Origin of the sequence: Bacillus sp. ATD, assembly GCF_050585765.1 — a bacterium.
Classification (GTDB): domain Bacteria; phylum Bacillota; class Bacilli; order Bacillales; family Bacillaceae; genus Bacillus; species Bacillus stercoris.
The window spans coordinates 16,936-31,304 of sequence record NZ_JBOBQH010000011.1; the positions used below are offsets into that span (position 1 = coordinate 16,936).

Genomic DNA, 14,369 nt, shown 5'->3' on the forward strand with positions numbered 1-14,369 from the left:
TCTTATTTATCTTCGTTATCCTTTGACGTTTCGGAAGAATCTTCGTCATGTTTTGTGTAATCATAATCAGAAGGGTTTACCTTCTTAAAACCTTTCGGCTCGTAGAACCGCAGCAGGTCTCCGTTTATGATTTTATCAGACATTTCAAGTTCCTTCTTGACGAGTGAGTCTTCTGACTTGTCGACTTCGGATTCATCGAGTTCTTTGCCGGTTTTCGTATCGTAATACTTACCGGATATTTTCGTGTACTTTGGTGAAATAAAGTCTCCGTTTCGGAACGGAATCACTTCACGGTGTTCTTTCGATAAAATATCAGACCCGGACATCAGATAGTCTTTCGTATCCACTCCGAGCAGATGCAGAATGGTAGGAGCCACATCGACGTCTCCGGCATATTTATGAACCTTCTCGCCCTTCACGCCGGCAGCGTGGATAAAGAGCGGCACCCGTTGAAGCTGGGCATTGTCGTAATCAGTGATTTCATCTTTGCCAAGCACTTTCGCCATCGCTTTATTGTGGTTTTCAGAGATGCCGTAGTGGTCTCCGTACATCACAATAACTGATTTATCATATAACCCGTCTTTTTTCAGATCATTGAAGAATTGTTCAATGGACTGATCAAGGTAATGGGCTGACTGGAAGTAGTTATCGACGACAGAGTCACCAAAGTCTCCAGCCGGGAAGTCTGTATCCCCCTCATCCATTCCGAATGGGAAGTGGTTGGACAGGGTAATGAACTTCGTATAGAACGGCTGCGGCAGGCTTTCCAGCAGCGGCATTGATTCTTTGAAGAACGGTTTGTCTTTCATGCCGTAGTTTTTCGTGTTTTCTTCGTTCATGTCATAGTAGGCAGAATCAAAGAATTTATCAATGCCTTCCGCTTTGTACATTTCGTTACGGTTCCAGAACGTCTGCGTGTTCCCGTGGAACGCGGCAGATGTGTAATTCTTAGACTTCAGAATCGCCGGAACGGATTGCAGCGTGTTTTGCGCTTTGTTTACGAAAACTGAACCTTGAGCCAGCGGGTACAGAGAGTTTTCCATCATAAATTCAGCATCAGATGTTTTACCTTGTCCCGTTTGGTGGAAAAAGTTATCAAAGTAGAACGTTTCGTTATCATGTGCCAGTTTATTTAAGAACGGTGTCACTTCTTTGCCGTCAATTTTATAGTCGATGATAAATGACTGCAAAGATTCAAGTGAAACGTAAATGACGTTTTTTCCTTCCGCTTTGCCGAAATACACGTTATTCGGCACATCGTAATTGGCTTTCATATAGTTTTCTACGTCCGTCACGTCGCTGGAATCGGCAAGCGCGCGCTGGCTGTTGGACTTGATATTCTGTACAGCGTCATAAATTGTGAAATTGTATGTTCCCAAGTATTTCACAAGATAGTTCCGGTCGAATGATCTTGTCAGCAATTCAGGACGGTCTGATTCCGCAACTGCCAGGTTGATCAAGAACACAAGAATCGAAGACGCTAAAATAATTCGGAACGATTTTTTGCTTGACGTTTCGGCAGGCTTGTTCACTTTGATCGCCAAGATGATCAGGATGATCGTGTCGATAAAGTAAAAGGCGTCAGTCGGTCTCATCAGCGAAAATGCGCTGTCACCGAGTTGGCCGCCGTTTGTTTTAGCCTGCATAATGACCGGAATTGTAATAAAATCATTGAAAAATCTGTAGTACACAATGTTTGCGTACAGTAAAAAAGACATTAAAAAATGAATCACTATAATGGCTGTCCGCTGTAATTTTTTCTTGAACAAGAGTCCAAAGCCAAGAAAGAACAAGCTTGAGCTAAGAGGATTCACAAAAAGCAATATTTTTTGTATCGTGTTGTCTATTCCTAAGTTGAAGTTCAGGACATAACCGACATACGTTTTGATCCATAACAGGACGACCGCGATGAAGAAGAAGGCCAGTCCTCTTTCTTTTATAAATGTTTTCATTGTTACACTCCTTTTTTCCGATCCAGTTCGAGCGAAACGATAGAAAAAACGAACGTATCCAATATAACACGAATCAGCAGATTAGAAAAGTGAAAATCGTATGATGGAGAAAGTGGCGAAAAACGCCGTCGAATCAACGTTTCGCTTTGAAATGACCAAATGTAAAACAAGGTATCTTTCTAGAAATAAAGGAATAAAATGGTACAATGATCATTATATGATAAAATAGACGGAATAGATGAAAAGAGGTGGAAGGATGGATTTTTCCCATATTGTGTCTGAAGATAAAATTAAGCGCGCCATCAAAGACGGGGACTTTCAAAACCTCCCGGGAATGGGAAAACCGCTGCCGAAGGATGACGCGGCACACTTGCCGGAATCGCTGCGCATGGGCTACCGTATGTTGAAAAATGCGGGAATGGCTGAGGACGAGGGTGCGCTCAAAAAAGAGCTTATGACCATCGACCATTTAATCGAAAAGTGCTATGACGAAAAAGAACGAGAGCAATTAATCAGAACAAAATCTGAAAAGCAATTGCTGCTTGATAAGCTTGTTGACAAAAAAGACATGTTTTCAAAGCCAGCATCCGCTTTTTATAAGAATAAAGTATATGACCGGCTTGGACGAAACAGACCTTCTTCCAGCTGATTTGTCTTGTCTGCAGGATGGCGATTGAGAGAAGCCATCCTTTTTATATTCCAAGTTCTATGTCTAAAGGTTTATGTTTTTCCATCTATGGGAAATGACTCATAAACGAAAAAAGGGTGATGGGATGGAACGACTATTAGAGTGGATAGAGCATATATCTGATTGGCTGTGGGGGCCGCCGCTAATCATTCTGCTGACGGGGACGGGGTTGTATTTCACTATTTTGCTGAAAGGTTTTCAATTTCGCTATCCTTTATACATTTTCAAACAGACAATCGGCAGCGTAGGAAAAAAGCCGAAGGGAGAGGGGACGGTCACACCGCTCCAGGCATTGACCTCGGCCCTCAGTTCAACGATCGGTGCGGCGAACATTGTCGGCGTGCCTGCCGCTATTATGTTTGGAGGGCCCGGAGCGGTTTTTTGGATGTGGCTTATTGCCTTATTTGCTATGGCGATTAAGTTTTCTGAGAGTGTTCTTGCTGTTCATTACAGAGAAAAAAATGAGCAGGGTGAATTCGTTGGGGGACCGATGTATTACATAACAAAAGGGCTGCGCATGAAATGGCTCGGCGTATTCTTCTCTGTTGCGCTGATCGTGGAGCTGATCCCGAGCATTATGGTTCAGGGAAATTCGGTTTCAGTCTCGCTTGCCGAGACGTTTTCTTTCAATAAAATATACGCAGGAATCGGCATAGCGTTTTTGATCGGGTTAGTGGTGATCGGAGGAGTAAAGCGGATCGGAAAAGTAACAGAGTTTGTCGTGCCTCTTATGGCAGGGGCATACGCGGGAGCCGGTCTCCTGATTGTTCTCATGAATCTATCATCAGTGCCGGCGTTTTTCTCTCTTATCTTTTCAAATGCGTTTACTTCTTCTTCAGCAGTTGGAGGGTTCGCTGGTGCTGCTCTGGCTGAAACCGTTCGCTGGGGATTTGCCCGCGGGCTGTATTCTAATGAAGCCGGAATGGGCACAGCCCCGATTGCACACGCGGCAGCTATGACTGATCACCCAGTGCGGCAAGGTTTTTGGTCTGTGATCGGCATTGTCATTGACACCTTGATCATCTGTACGACTACCGCTTTTATCGTCCTTGCATCTGGTGTCTGGACAGGGAAGAACGCCTCACATGACCCGGCAGCACTGACAACGGCCGCATTTCAGCACTATTTTGGTTCTGGAGGAGGGTATTTCGTCTCAGTTTCTCTCGTCTTCTTTGTTGTATCAACCATTATGGTTGTCATTTTTTACGGCGTAAAGCAAGCTGAATTTTTGTTCGGGCGGCTGGCAGGACATGTGATTAAATTCGTTTATTTAGCGGCTATTATCATAGGTGCCGCAGGCGGAGCAAAAGCCATTTGGGGCGTATTGGACTTAGCATTGGTTTTTATTGTTGTCCCGAATGTGATTGCGCTCTTGTTATTGAGCAGAAAGGTAAAAGCGCTGTACACCGAATTCTTTACATCTGAACAGTACTACCTGAAAGATATAAGAAAAACGAAAAAGAAGCCTGTTTATCCAACAAAAGAAGCTAAAAATTCCTAGTGTTTTGCTTTTGCGCCGAACAATGCTTTGCTTTTTATGATCAAATAAATGAGTAAAGGCAGCAAAAGAGATATCACTACATTAATGATTGGTTTGATTCTGTTAAAGTCGATTAGCTGATTTGTATGTAAGAAGAACCAAAAGCTGCCGGTTGGTGTATACATGGCTTTCGTGTCGTTTTTTGAGTGTAAGAGCGATAGGCTGTACCACGATACTTCACTATAATGACGGAAATCCAAAAGGCCGTGATGATCAGGGCTGAACGATCCAAGATACAATCATCACCATGGGGCAGACACAATTTCCGCATCAGTACTGTCCCAATAACAAGAGCGCCGAGGATGCTGACCGTCTGGCCAACGGTTTTCGGCAGGCGCACTCCCTCTTCACGGAGAGCCTCAGCTTTATGGCGGGAAAGAAATCGCTAGCGGGCAGACGCCGCGATGAACATTATACCCTGAGGCTTTCAGTGAAGCCCTCTCTTGATCCTCTGATGGTCGATTCTGTTATAAACTCTTCAATGTTTCTTCATAAACAATAAATCCGCACAGCCCATTTCCAAAGTCAAATTGTCTAAATACGATGTCTTTCCTTCAAATCGGGAGAGTTCGGTCTGTCCTGATTGTCTTCAAGCTCTTTGATGAGCTGAAGCGCTTTGTCGCGTTTATTCATAGAAGCTTACCCTGCTTTTTATGTCTTATTCAATAAGGGTTTGTGACTTTTAGGGTAACCTTGTCTGTTTCATATATTCCGGACTAGGATGAAAGCGCTATAAAAAATGGTTGACTACATGTATATACAGGAATACAATATAATCATAAGTTGTATATACAAGTTATAAAAACGGATACGGAGGGGTTGGCATGGGGGAACTGAACAAATCGGCACGTCAGATTGTCGAAGCAGTCGGCGGTGCTGAAAATATTGCAGCGGCAACTCATTGTGTTACACGTTTGCGTTTTGCATTAATAGATGAAAGCAAGGTTGACCAACAGGCGCTTGATCAAATTGATGTGGTAAAGGGCTCATTTTCGACAAACGGACAGTTTCAGGTCGTCATTGGCCAGGGAACTGTCAACAAAGTATATGCTGAACTGGTCAAGGAAACGGGGATTGGCGAGTCAACTAAGGATGATGTGAAGAAGGCTTCAGAAAAAAATATGAATCCTTTGCAGCGTGCTGTGAAAACGCTTGCAGATATCTTCATTCCAATATTGCCTGCAATTGTCACGGCGGGTCTTTTAATGGGGATCAATAACATTTTAACGGCGGAAGGCATTTTCTTCAGTACAAAATCGATTGTGCAGGTCTATCCGCAGTGGGCGGATCTTGCTAATATGATTAACCTGATTGCAGGAACAGCCTTTACGTTCCTGCCTGCGTTAATCGGATGGTCTGCCGTCAAACGATTCGGCGGCAATCCGCTTCTTGGCATTGTGCTCGGGGTTATGCTCGTGCATCCTGATTTGCTGAATGCGTGGGGATATGGCGCCGCAGAACAAAGCGGAAAGATCCCGGTATGGAATTTACTCGGCCTAGAGGTGCAGAAAGTCGGCTATCAGGGCCAGGTGCTCCCCATTTTGCTTGCTTCTTATATGCTGGCGAAGATTGAGATGTTTTTAACAAAACGCACACCTGAGGGCATACAGCTTCTCGTTGTCGCGCCGATTACGCTTCTCGTAACAGGATTTGCCTCTTTTATTTTGATCGGTCCGGTTACATTTGCGATCGGGAATGTGCTGACTTCAGGACTTATCTCGGTGTTCGATTCTTTTGCCGCACTTGGCGGTTTGTTATATGGCGGCTTCTACTCAGCGCTCGTGATTACCGGTATGCATCACACGTTTCTTGCCGTTGACCTGCAGCTCATCGGATCAAAGCTCGGCGGCACCTTTTTATGGCCGATGCTGGCGCTTTCTAATATCGCCCAAGGTTCGGCCGCGCTGGCCATGATGTTTATCGTGAAGGATGAGAAACAAAAAGGCCTCTCCCTCACGTCAGGGATTTCTGCTTATCTTGGCATTACAGAGCCTGCCATCTTCGGGGTGAATCTGCGATACAGATTCCCATTTATCATCGCAATGGTCAGCTCTGGGCTGGCCGGAATGTATATTTCTTCTCAAGGTGTGCTGGCCAGCTCCGTCGGTGTCGGCGGTGTGCCGGGGATTTTCTCAATCATGAGCCAGTACTGGGGCGCGTTTGCTATCGGGATGGCCATTGTATTGATCGTACCGTTTGCCGGAACATACGCGTATGCAAGATTCAAACATAAATAACCAATGGGGAACGGGACGTGTTTATCGTTCCCTTTTCCCGTTTATCATTTAAAAATCGGTGGTGGAAACAGATGAAAACAGAACAAACGCCATGGTGGAAAAAAGCTGTGGTTTATCAAATTTATCCGAAAAGCTTTAACGATACGACAGGAAACGGAGTAGGTGATCTAAACGGCATCATCGAAAAGCTCGATTACTTAAAAACACTTCAGGTGGATGTGCTTTGGCTGACGCCGATTTATGATTCTCCGCAGCAGGATAATGGGTATGATATTCGTGATTATTACTCGATTTATCCTGAATATGGAACGATGGAGGATTTTGAAAGATTACTATCCGAAGCGCATAAAAGAGACTTGAAAGTCGTCATGGATCTTGTCGTCAATCATACGTCAACAGAGCACAAATGGTTTTGCGAGGCGATTTCTTCAATCGACAGCCCATACCGTGATTTTTATATATGGAAAAGCCCGCGGGAAAACGGTTCTCTTCCGACGAACTGGGAATCGAAATTCGGCGGCCCGGCATGGGAGTTTGATGAAGCATCGGGACAATACTATTTGCATCTGTTTGATGTGACGCAGGCTGATTTGAATTGGGAAAATGAAGAGGTCAGAAAGCATGTCTATGACATGATGCATTTTTGGTTTGAAAAGGGGATAGACGGCTTCAGGCTTGATGTCATTAACCTGATTTCTAAAGACCAGCGCTTTCCGGATGCGCAAGCCGGAGAAGACGGCCGTGCCTATTACACTGACGGGCCGCGGGTGCACGAATATCTGCATGAAATGAACGAAAAGGTGTTTTCACATTATGACAGCATGACGGTCGGTGAGATGTCTTCAACGACGGTAGACCATTGCATCCGATACACGAATCCTGCCAATAAGGAACTAGACATGACGTTCAGCTTCCATCATCTCAAGGTTGACTATCCAAACGGCGAAAAATGGGCCTTGGCGCCGTTTGACTTTTTAAAGCTGAAGGAGATCCTATCCGATTGGCAAACGGGGATGCACGCAGGAGGGGGATGGAACGCTCTGTTCTGGTGCAATCATGATCAGCCGCGCGTTGTATCAAGATATGGAGATGATGGCGCGTATAGGGTGAAATCGGCGAAAATGCTTGCTACGGCCATTCATATGATGCAGGGCACGCCTTATATTTATCAGGGCGAGGAGCTGGGGATGACGAATCCGAAGTTTACTGACATCAGCTCCTATCGGGATGTGGAATCGCTGAACATGTATCACGCCTTGAAGGACAAAGGAATGGCTGATCAAGAGATCACAGCGATTTTACAGGCGAAATCCCGTGACAATTCCAGAACCCCCGTTCAGTGGGATGCTACGGAGAATGGCGGTTTTACAACGGGCACACCATGGATACCGGTTGCCGGCAACTATCGGGAAATCAATGCTGAAGCGGCGCTGAGGGATCAAAATTCGGTGTTTTACCATTATCAAAAATTAATTCAGATTCGCAAAATGTATGACATCGTGACAGAGGGGACGTATGAGTTAATCGCAAAGGATGACCCGAGCATTTTTGCGTATCTCAGACACGGCCGCAATGAAAAGCTGCTCGTGATCAATAATTTTTACGGGACAGAGGCGGCCTTTACAGTGCCGGACTCTTTAGCGCCTGACGAATGGAAGGCAGAGGTGCTGTTGACGAACGATGAAGCAAGGGAAGAGCTGCAGAACATGACGCTCCGTCCGTATGAGTCCATTGTTTATCGTTTAACGAAACCGTGTTAAACTAAGCTGGGTGGTCCATAATGAAGGTGAATAAATTCATCACAATTTATAAAGACATCGCACAGCAAATCGAAGGCGGCCGATGGAAAGCGGAGGAGATTCTTCCGTCAGAACATGAGTTGACCGCACAGTATGATACATCAAGAGAAACGGTCCGAAAGGCGCTTCATATGCTCGCGCAAAACGGCTATATTCAGAAAATCAGAGGGAAAGGCTCCATCGTTCTCAACCGTGAAAAAATGCAGTTTCCCGTTTCGGGTCTTGTCAGCTTCAAGGAGCTCGCGCAAACGCTCGGCAAAGAAACGAAAACAACTGTACACAAATTCGGGCTGGAGCCTCCGTCAGAGCTGATCCAGAAGCAGCTCCGGGCCAATCCGGATGACGACATCTGGGAAGTTATCAGGTCTAGAAAGATTGACGGGGAACATGTGATTTTGGACAAGGATTACTTTTTCAGAAAGCATGTCCCTCACCTGACGAAAGAAATTTGTGAAAACTCCATATATGAATATATAGAAGGAGAACTCGGTCTTTCGATCAGTTACGCCCAAAAAGAAATTGTCGCCGAGCCGTGTACGGACGAGGACAGAGAGCTGCTCGATTTACGCGGCTATGACCATATGGTTGTGGTGAGAAACTACGTCTTTTTGGAGGATACCAGTTTGTTTCAATATACGGAAAGCAGACACCGCCTCGACAAATTCCGGTTTGTCGATTTTGCGCGGCGGGGAAAGTGAAAGAGGCGCCTGCCTGCGGCAGCGCGCTTTTTTGTTTGGTATCAAAATTGATACTATCCAACAAAAATGTGCGTACTTTTACTTTTTATCATAATGGCTACAATAGAGATGAGAGTAACCTAAAGGAGAGGTGTTTAACATGGCAGATCTAAAGAAACACATTTTGGATGCATACCATTTCAGACATGCGACAAAGGAATTTGATCCGAATAAAAAAGTGTCAGACAGCGATTTTGAATTTATTTTAGAAACAGGAAGACTGTCTCCAAGCTCACTCGGCCTTGAGCCTTGGAAATTTGTCGTCGTCCAAAATCCGGAATTCCGCGAGAAGCTTCGCGAATACACATGGGGCGCGCAAAAGCAGCTGCCGACCGCAAGCCATTTCGTCCTGATTCTCGCACGTACAGCGAAGGATATGAAATATAATGCGGACTACATCAAACGTCATTTAAAAGAAGTAAAACAAATGCCTCAAGACGTGTATGAAGGCTATCTAAGCAAAACAGAAGAATTCCAGAAAAACGATTTGCATTTGCTTGAAAGTGACAGAACATTGTTTGACTGGGCATCAAAACAAACCTATATTGCGCTTGGCAACATGATGACTGCCGCTGCGCAAATTGGTGTTGATTCCTGCCCGATCGAAGGTTTCCAGTATGATCACATTCACCGCATTCTTGAAGAAGAAGGGCTTCTGGAAAACGGAAGCTTTGATATTTCTGTGATGGTGGCATTCGGCTACCGAGTGAGAGACCCTCGTCCGAAAACAAGATCTGCTGTTGAAGATGTTGTGAAGTGGGTTTAAATAAAGAAAGCTGCTCGCATAGCGAGCAGCTCTTTTTTATGCCTGATTCGCTCTATTCTGTTTTCTCCTCTGATGTAAGTACAATGCCGTGCCGAGTGCACTAATCAGAAATCCGGCCAATAGGATCGAGTACATGGATGTGGCTGTGTCGGGAAGCAGGCCGCCAGCCGGGCCGTCTGTTCCTGACCCGCCCGAACCGTTAGTCGGTTGAGTGCCAGGAGGCGTATCATTTCCTCCGTTCCCGTCAGTCGGCTGTTTTCCGCCAGGTTTGTCGGAGCCGCCGCCATGATTGCCGTCATCCCCGCCTGTCGGTTGATCTGACGGGAATGCCGGCGGTTTGTTGTTCTCTCCGGAATTTAAGATCGTGTATTCGCTGAAGTGGTTTGTATATCCTGTCACCATATCATCGTCAACTGATCCGTGATCTGTCTTTGTGAAAGCTTTCTTTTTTCTGTCGACGTGATAAATGGCAGGATTATGGGCTTCTTCAATATCAAACATGCGAAGCGAAAGCTGAACGGGCTCCTTGAATGATTTTATCTCTTTTCCTTTTTGCTTTACTGTAAAGTCATATACATCTGCCAATGACACATCCAACTCTCCCGTCGACTTGATTCCGATTGCAGTGTCTGCGGTTTTAAGGTTCGCCATTGGCATCTTCATGCTGTACCAGTAGTTGAACACCGTCAATGAAGGATCTGACTCTCTTTCTTTCAAAAGTTGGACCTGATCTTTCTTCACTTTAAGATTGATAGGCTTCTCTTGTGATCCTTCATGTGTTCCATAATAGACAAACGGCGTGTTGGCATTTTTAGCGTAAATCGCAAATTTGTCTTCATCAAGTGTCCAGGTGCCATCCTTCTGCTTTGTCGGCAGGAATACTTCTTTGATCCGTCCTTCAATTTTAGGAGAGACCTTGTTTCCTTGTTTTTTCAGCTGTTCGGTGAAAATCTCATAATCAACGTAGCCAAGGTCTTCACCATGGGAGGCTTGTGTAAAGACAGAATATCCGTCTCCTCCGGCGCCGACAAAATTATTTGTTGCCACGCGGTAGGTATCATCCGTATTTATAGCAACTTTGTCTCCGTTAGGCGATTCAATTTTCACGTCTAACACACGGTGTCCAGGTTCGTTGTTTAATGTAAAGGTATATTCGATTCCGGCTACCTGAGGGAAAGCGCCGCCGTTTTCCACATTGCTTAGGCCTTGTTCAAGGGCTTCTTTAATTTGTTTTCCGGTTAAATCGGCCACGTAAAGCGTATTGCCGAACGGCATTACGTTGAGCACCTCGCCGAGTGTGATATCCCCTTTGTCAATGCCGGCTCTGATGCCGCCGCCATTTGTTATCGCTATTCTGGCGCCGGCTGCTTCTTTCGCTTTTGCCAGCATACCATCCGCGATGAAGTTTCCGAGATTCGTTTCTTTCGTACGCACATGCTCACGCTGGCCGTCAAGCGCCACATCCGTATAGCCGACTTTTTCATTTTTGACGTCTTCTAATTCACTCTTGAACTGATCGAGCTCTTGTTTTGCTTCTGCGTTTTCTTCTGTATGTTCATCAATTGGCAGCACGCTCAGATTTGATTTGTTGGTTTGCACAACGCCGTTTTTATCAAACGCGACATCAACGCGCCCCAAAAATTTGCCGTATTCTTTTGCCTGCGCCACGATCGTCGGTTCTTCGTTGTTTACGACCTCCATTTTGTCAACGAGGGTGTGAGTGTGTCCGCCGATGATCAAGTCAATGCCTTTTACTTTTTTGGCGAGCTCAAGGTCACGGTTATGACCAATGTGGGTTAAAGCAATAATTTTATTTACCTTTTCTTCTTCCTGAATCGCTTTGACGGTGTTTTGTGCTGTTTCAAAGGCATCATTGAATACGATGCTTTTGCCCGGACTTGAGGTGGTGGCCGTATCTTCCGTTGTCAGTCCGAATACGGCGACTTTCTCCCCGTCAACGTCTAACAAAATGTAAGGGTGGATGCCGGCCTCTTTCTTTTCACCTGCCGTAAAGGTTTGCGGCTTTTTGACAAATGATTTCAGTTTGGGCTCATTTGACACATCTACGTTTGCACTGACAATCGGAAATTCCGGCGCTTCAAAGTGATAGCGGTTCGCTGGATCAACGGTCGCGCTGTTTCCGCTTAGAAAATCAGAAAGCACTGTCGGGCCTTTGTCAAATTCATGGTTTCCGAAGGTCATGGCGTCATAGCCCATCATATTCATCATTTTCAAATCGGCCAAACCGTTCCATTTTGTGAAATACAGATCACCGGAAAACACATCTCCCGCATCAAGGAGAATGTTGTGGTTTGTTTCGCTGCGCACTTCGTTAATTTTCGTCATTCGTCTCGCTGCGTCATCGAGATGGGCGTGCGTGTCATTCGTGTGCATGACAGTCAGATCCCACAGTCCGTCTTTAGGTGGATCTGGATTTGAATCATCATCGAATTGCAGCTTATACACACCATAGCCTTCATTCGCAGACTTGCCTACATAAGCGACGTCGTCTGCTTTATCAGCAAATGGCTTGGCCAAAAGCGAGGATTCAAACGTCACATTCGCACCGGAAACAGGCGCGATTGACCAGTTGTTGTCTGCTTTTGGATTGACTGTTTTTTGTTCAATAATGTAATCCATCAGCACTTGCATGTTTTCAACCGCAGAGCCGTGGACAATTTTATCGCTCGTCAGATGAGGGAACCCGCCGCCTCCGGACGCACGATAATTATTGGTGACCACAAGAAATTCCTGGCTTGGGCTGATCGGCTTGCCTTCATAGGAAAGGTTGATGATCCGGGATGAATCCGCATGAACCACTTTTCCGTTCTCATTGTATTTAGCCGGTTTTGTCACATCGACTTGATATGTGACGCCGTCAATCACGTCAAAATTATAGGAGCGGAAATTCTCGTTCAGCAAGGCCTGATCGCCGCCTTTAGATGGATCAATTTGATTGAATTGGCCTGCTGACATCTCCAGCCAGTCCTTCACTTCGCTGCCTGTCAGTTTGACGATTTGAACAGTATTATCGTAAAGATACAAGTCACCGACATTTTTAATCGCAAGATCTCCGGCCGGAATGTTTGTGTAGTAATTGGCTCCGTTTCTGCCGCCTGCTTTAAACGGCGCTCCGGCTGATAAAATCGGCAGGTCCTTGTACTCGGTATCCTTCATTTCTTTTTCGGCGTACCATTTTTGCGCATCAGTAACGATTTGAATGGAAGGATCATCTTTGACCTGGGCAAAGAAGCTGTTAATTTCTGCTTCGGTTTTGCCGACTGGCTTTCGAACATACTCCAGTGTGTTTTGGTGTGTTTGCTGAATGGTGTTTGTAACGGTTTCGTTTCTGGATGTGACGGTGCCGGCAATAGATTCAATACTGCCTTTGGAATCTGCAACCTTCCATGAGCCGTCCGCCTTTTCAAGTTTGAGGTCAATCACGCCTAAGTATTTGCCCCAGCTGCTTGGCATGACGACAGGAATGCCGTTAATCGTTCCTTTTTCCACATCGAATTGAGCAGCACCTGCATACTCCGCGGAAGGAAAGAGCCCGTGCTGATGGCCCGAGATAATCGCATCAATGCCTTTCGTTTTAGTGGCAAGGTCAAACACGGCGTTTTCTGCGCCTGATGATTGCGCCTGCTTTTCAATGCCGGTGTGGGCGAGAGCAATAATGACATCTGCGCCTTCCGCCTTCATTTTCGGGATTGTTTCATTGGCGGATTCTACGATATCCTGCACCTGAACCTGCCCCTCAAGATTCTTTTTGTCCCATGTCATGATTTGCGGGGGGACAAAGCCTATGTAGCCGACTTTTATTTTCTGCTCCTTGCCGTTTTCATCAGTGACCGTTTTCTCTTTTATCACATACGGCGTATAACGGTTTTCGCCGCTAGTTGTTTTGACGTTGGCATTGACAATCGGGAAATCGGCTCCTTTGATTGTGCCGTCGAGAAAGTCGAGTCCGTAGTTGAATTCGTGATTGCCAAGCGTCCCGGCGTCGTATTTCAGCGCATTCATGACGCTGATAATCGGATGGGTTTTCGCGCCGGAGATAATGTCGTCTTTTTGATATTTCACCGCGTATTCACCCAGCGGGTTCCCTTGAATCAAGTCGCCGTTATCCACAAGCAGGGTGTTAGGGTTTTGCTCGCGGTGCTTTTGGATCAGCTGCGCCGTTCTTGCCAGCCCGAAATCCGTCGTTTCTTTGTCGCTGTAGTAATCATAATCCATCATATTGGCATGAATATCAGTCGTGGCCAAAATACTCAGATGCACCTGAGGAGCCGCGCTTTCTTCTGCATGAATGGGTGGTGTTGGGAGGATTAGGCTAAGTATCATAATTGGGGGCAAAAGAATACGGAGAATGTTTCCGACGTGTGTTCGTCTTTTCTGTATTCTCACCAGTTCTCCACCTTTCAACGAAATTTGTGTTACAGCTCCTATTGTAAGAATATTTTGTAACTATTTGTAGGTGTTTCTTTATGATTATTGTAAAAGGGAGAAAAATGAGTACTATGTAGCAGCTTCAAACGACAAATGCTGGGTATTTATGCTTATCGCTTGTCCATATTCGCAAAATGTTTATTTTATTGTGGCTGGGGTAGAGTGTTTTATGTAGACATCTAAAGCGGGAGGTTATGAACC

9 protein-coding genes and 3 pseudogenes are annotated in these 14,369 nt (G+C 45.6%); 7 read left to right on the forward strand and 5 right to left on the reverse strand.

Going from position 1 to position 14,369, the window contains the following annotated elements; translation table 11 throughout:
• Positions 1–2 precede the first annotated feature (2 nt).
• Positions 3–1,952 (reverse strand): lipoteichoic acid synthase, encoded by a 1,950-nt coding sequence (gene ltaS, locus ACQXR1_RS19415; RefSeq protein ID WP_014663191.1) that lies wholly within the window; start codon positions 1,950–1,952, stop codon positions 3–5.
• A gap of 100 nt (positions 1,953–2,052) precedes the next feature.
• Here ltaS and ACQXR1_RS19420 point away from each other — a divergent pair, with 100 nt between their 5' ends.
• The 3 genes from ACQXR1_RS19420 (at position 2,053) to ACQXR1_RS19430 (ending at position 4,141) form a co-directional block, all read left to right on the forward strand.
• Positions 2,053–2,181: a hypothetical protein gene (locus tag ACQXR1_RS19420; protein WP_080478180.1), complete on the forward strand. Its 129-nt coding sequence runs from the start codon at positions 2,053–2,055 to the stop codon at positions 2,179–2,181.
• Between the two features lie 27 nt (positions 2,182–2,208).
• Positions 2,209–2,601 (forward strand): DUF1992 domain-containing protein, encoded by a 393-nt coding sequence (locus ACQXR1_RS19425; RefSeq protein ID WP_430772712.1) that lies wholly within the window; start codon positions 2,209–2,211, stop codon positions 2,599–2,601.
• 124 nt (positions 2,602–2,725) lie between these two features.
• Entirely contained in the window at positions 2,726–4,141 is a 1,416-nt protein-coding gene (locus tag ACQXR1_RS19430; protein ID WP_326275147.1) for an alanine/glycine:cation symporter family protein, read from the forward strand.
• On the opposite strand, the pseudogene ACQXR1_RS19435 reads toward ACQXR1_RS19430, so the two are convergent.
• From ACQXR1_RS19435 to ACQXR1_RS19445, 3 pseudogenes are all read right to left on the reverse strand, one after another.
• A pseudogene (locus ACQXR1_RS19435) lies at positions 4,138–4,412 on the reverse strand (endospore germination permease); the annotation flags it as partial. The gene ACQXR1_RS19430 and the pseudogene ACQXR1_RS19435 overlap by 4 nt on opposite strands.
• A 45-nt stretch (positions 4,413–4,457) precedes the next feature.
• A pseudogene (locus ACQXR1_RS19440) lies at positions 4,458–4,541 on the reverse strand (spore germination protein); the annotation flags it as partial.
• A 124-nt stretch (positions 4,542–4,665) separates the two neighbouring features.
• Positions 4,666–4,813: pseudogene (locus ACQXR1_RS19445) on the reverse strand (hypothetical protein); the annotation flags it as partial.
• A gap of 191 nt (positions 4,814–5,004) precedes the next feature.
• Here ACQXR1_RS19445 and treP point away from each other — a divergent pair.
• From treP to ACQXR1_RS19465, 4 genes are all read left to right on the forward strand, one after another.
• Positions 5,005–6,417, forward strand: a complete 1,413-nt coding sequence (gene treP / locus ACQXR1_RS19450) for a PTS system trehalose-specific EIIBC component (protein WP_430772713.1) — start codon at positions 5,005–5,007, stop codon at positions 6,415–6,417.
• A gap of 71 nt (positions 6,418–6,488) precedes the next feature.
• Positions 6,489–8,177, forward strand: a complete 1,689-nt coding sequence (treC, locus tag ACQXR1_RS19455; protein WP_430772714.1) for an alpha,alpha-phosphotrehalase — start codon at positions 6,489–6,491, stop codon at positions 8,175–8,177.
• 20 nt (positions 8,178–8,197) lie between these two features.
• Positions 8,198–8,914: a trehalose operon repressor gene (treR, locus tag ACQXR1_RS19460; protein WP_014113038.1), complete on the forward strand. Its 717-nt coding sequence runs from the start codon at positions 8,198–8,200 to the stop codon at positions 8,912–8,914.
• 139 nt (positions 8,915–9,053) lie between these two features.
• On the forward strand, positions 9,054–9,719 hold the full coding sequence (locus tag ACQXR1_RS19465; protein WP_430772715.1) for an NAD(P)H-dependent oxidoreductase: 666 nt from the start codon (positions 9,054–9,056) through the stop codon (positions 9,717–9,719).
• A gap of 36 nt (positions 9,720–9,755) precedes the next feature.
• Here the strand turns inward: ACQXR1_RS19465 and ACQXR1_RS19470 are convergent, their stop codons facing one another.
• Positions 9,756–14,126 carry a multifunctional 2',3'-cyclic-nucleotide 2'-phosphodiesterase/3'-nucleotidase/5'-nucleotidase gene (locus ACQXR1_RS19470; RefSeq protein ID WP_430772716.1) on the reverse strand — a complete coding sequence of 1,457 codons (4,371 nt, stop codon included), beginning with the start codon at positions 14,124–14,126 and terminating at the stop codon, positions 9,756–9,758.
• Positions 14,127–14,369: the final 243 nt, after the last annotated feature.

Excerpts from the sequence above, each read along its gene's own strand:
- ltaS (WP_014663191.1), bottom strand. The coding sequence starts at position 1,952 with ATGAAAACATTTATAAAAGAAAGAGGACTGGCCTTCTTCTTCATCGCG.
- ACQXR1_RS19420 (WP_080478180.1), top strand. The coding sequence starts at position 2,053 with ATGATGGAGAAAGTGGCGAAAAACGCCGTCGAATCAACGTTTCGCTTT.
- ACQXR1_RS19425 (WP_430772712.1), top strand. The coding sequence starts at position 2,209 with ATGGATTTTTCCCATATTGTGTCTGAAGATAAAATTAAGCGCGCCATC.
- ACQXR1_RS19430 (WP_326275147.1), top strand. The coding sequence starts at position 2,726 with ATGGAACGACTATTAGAGTGGATAGAGCATATATCTGATTGGCTGTGG.
- treP (WP_430772713.1), top strand. The coding sequence starts at position 5,005 with ATGGGGGAACTGAACAAATCGGCACGTCAGATTGTCGAAGCAGTCGGC.
- treC (WP_430772714.1), top strand. The coding sequence starts at position 6,489 with ATGAAAACAGAACAAACGCCATGGTGGAAAAAAGCTGTGGTTTATCAA.
- treR (WP_014113038.1), top strand. The coding sequence starts at position 8,198 with ATGAAGGTGAATAAATTCATCACAATTTATAAAGACATCGCACAGCAA.
- ACQXR1_RS19465 (WP_430772715.1), top strand. The coding sequence starts at position 9,054 with ATGGCAGATCTAAAGAAACACATTTTGGATGCATACCATTTCAGACAT.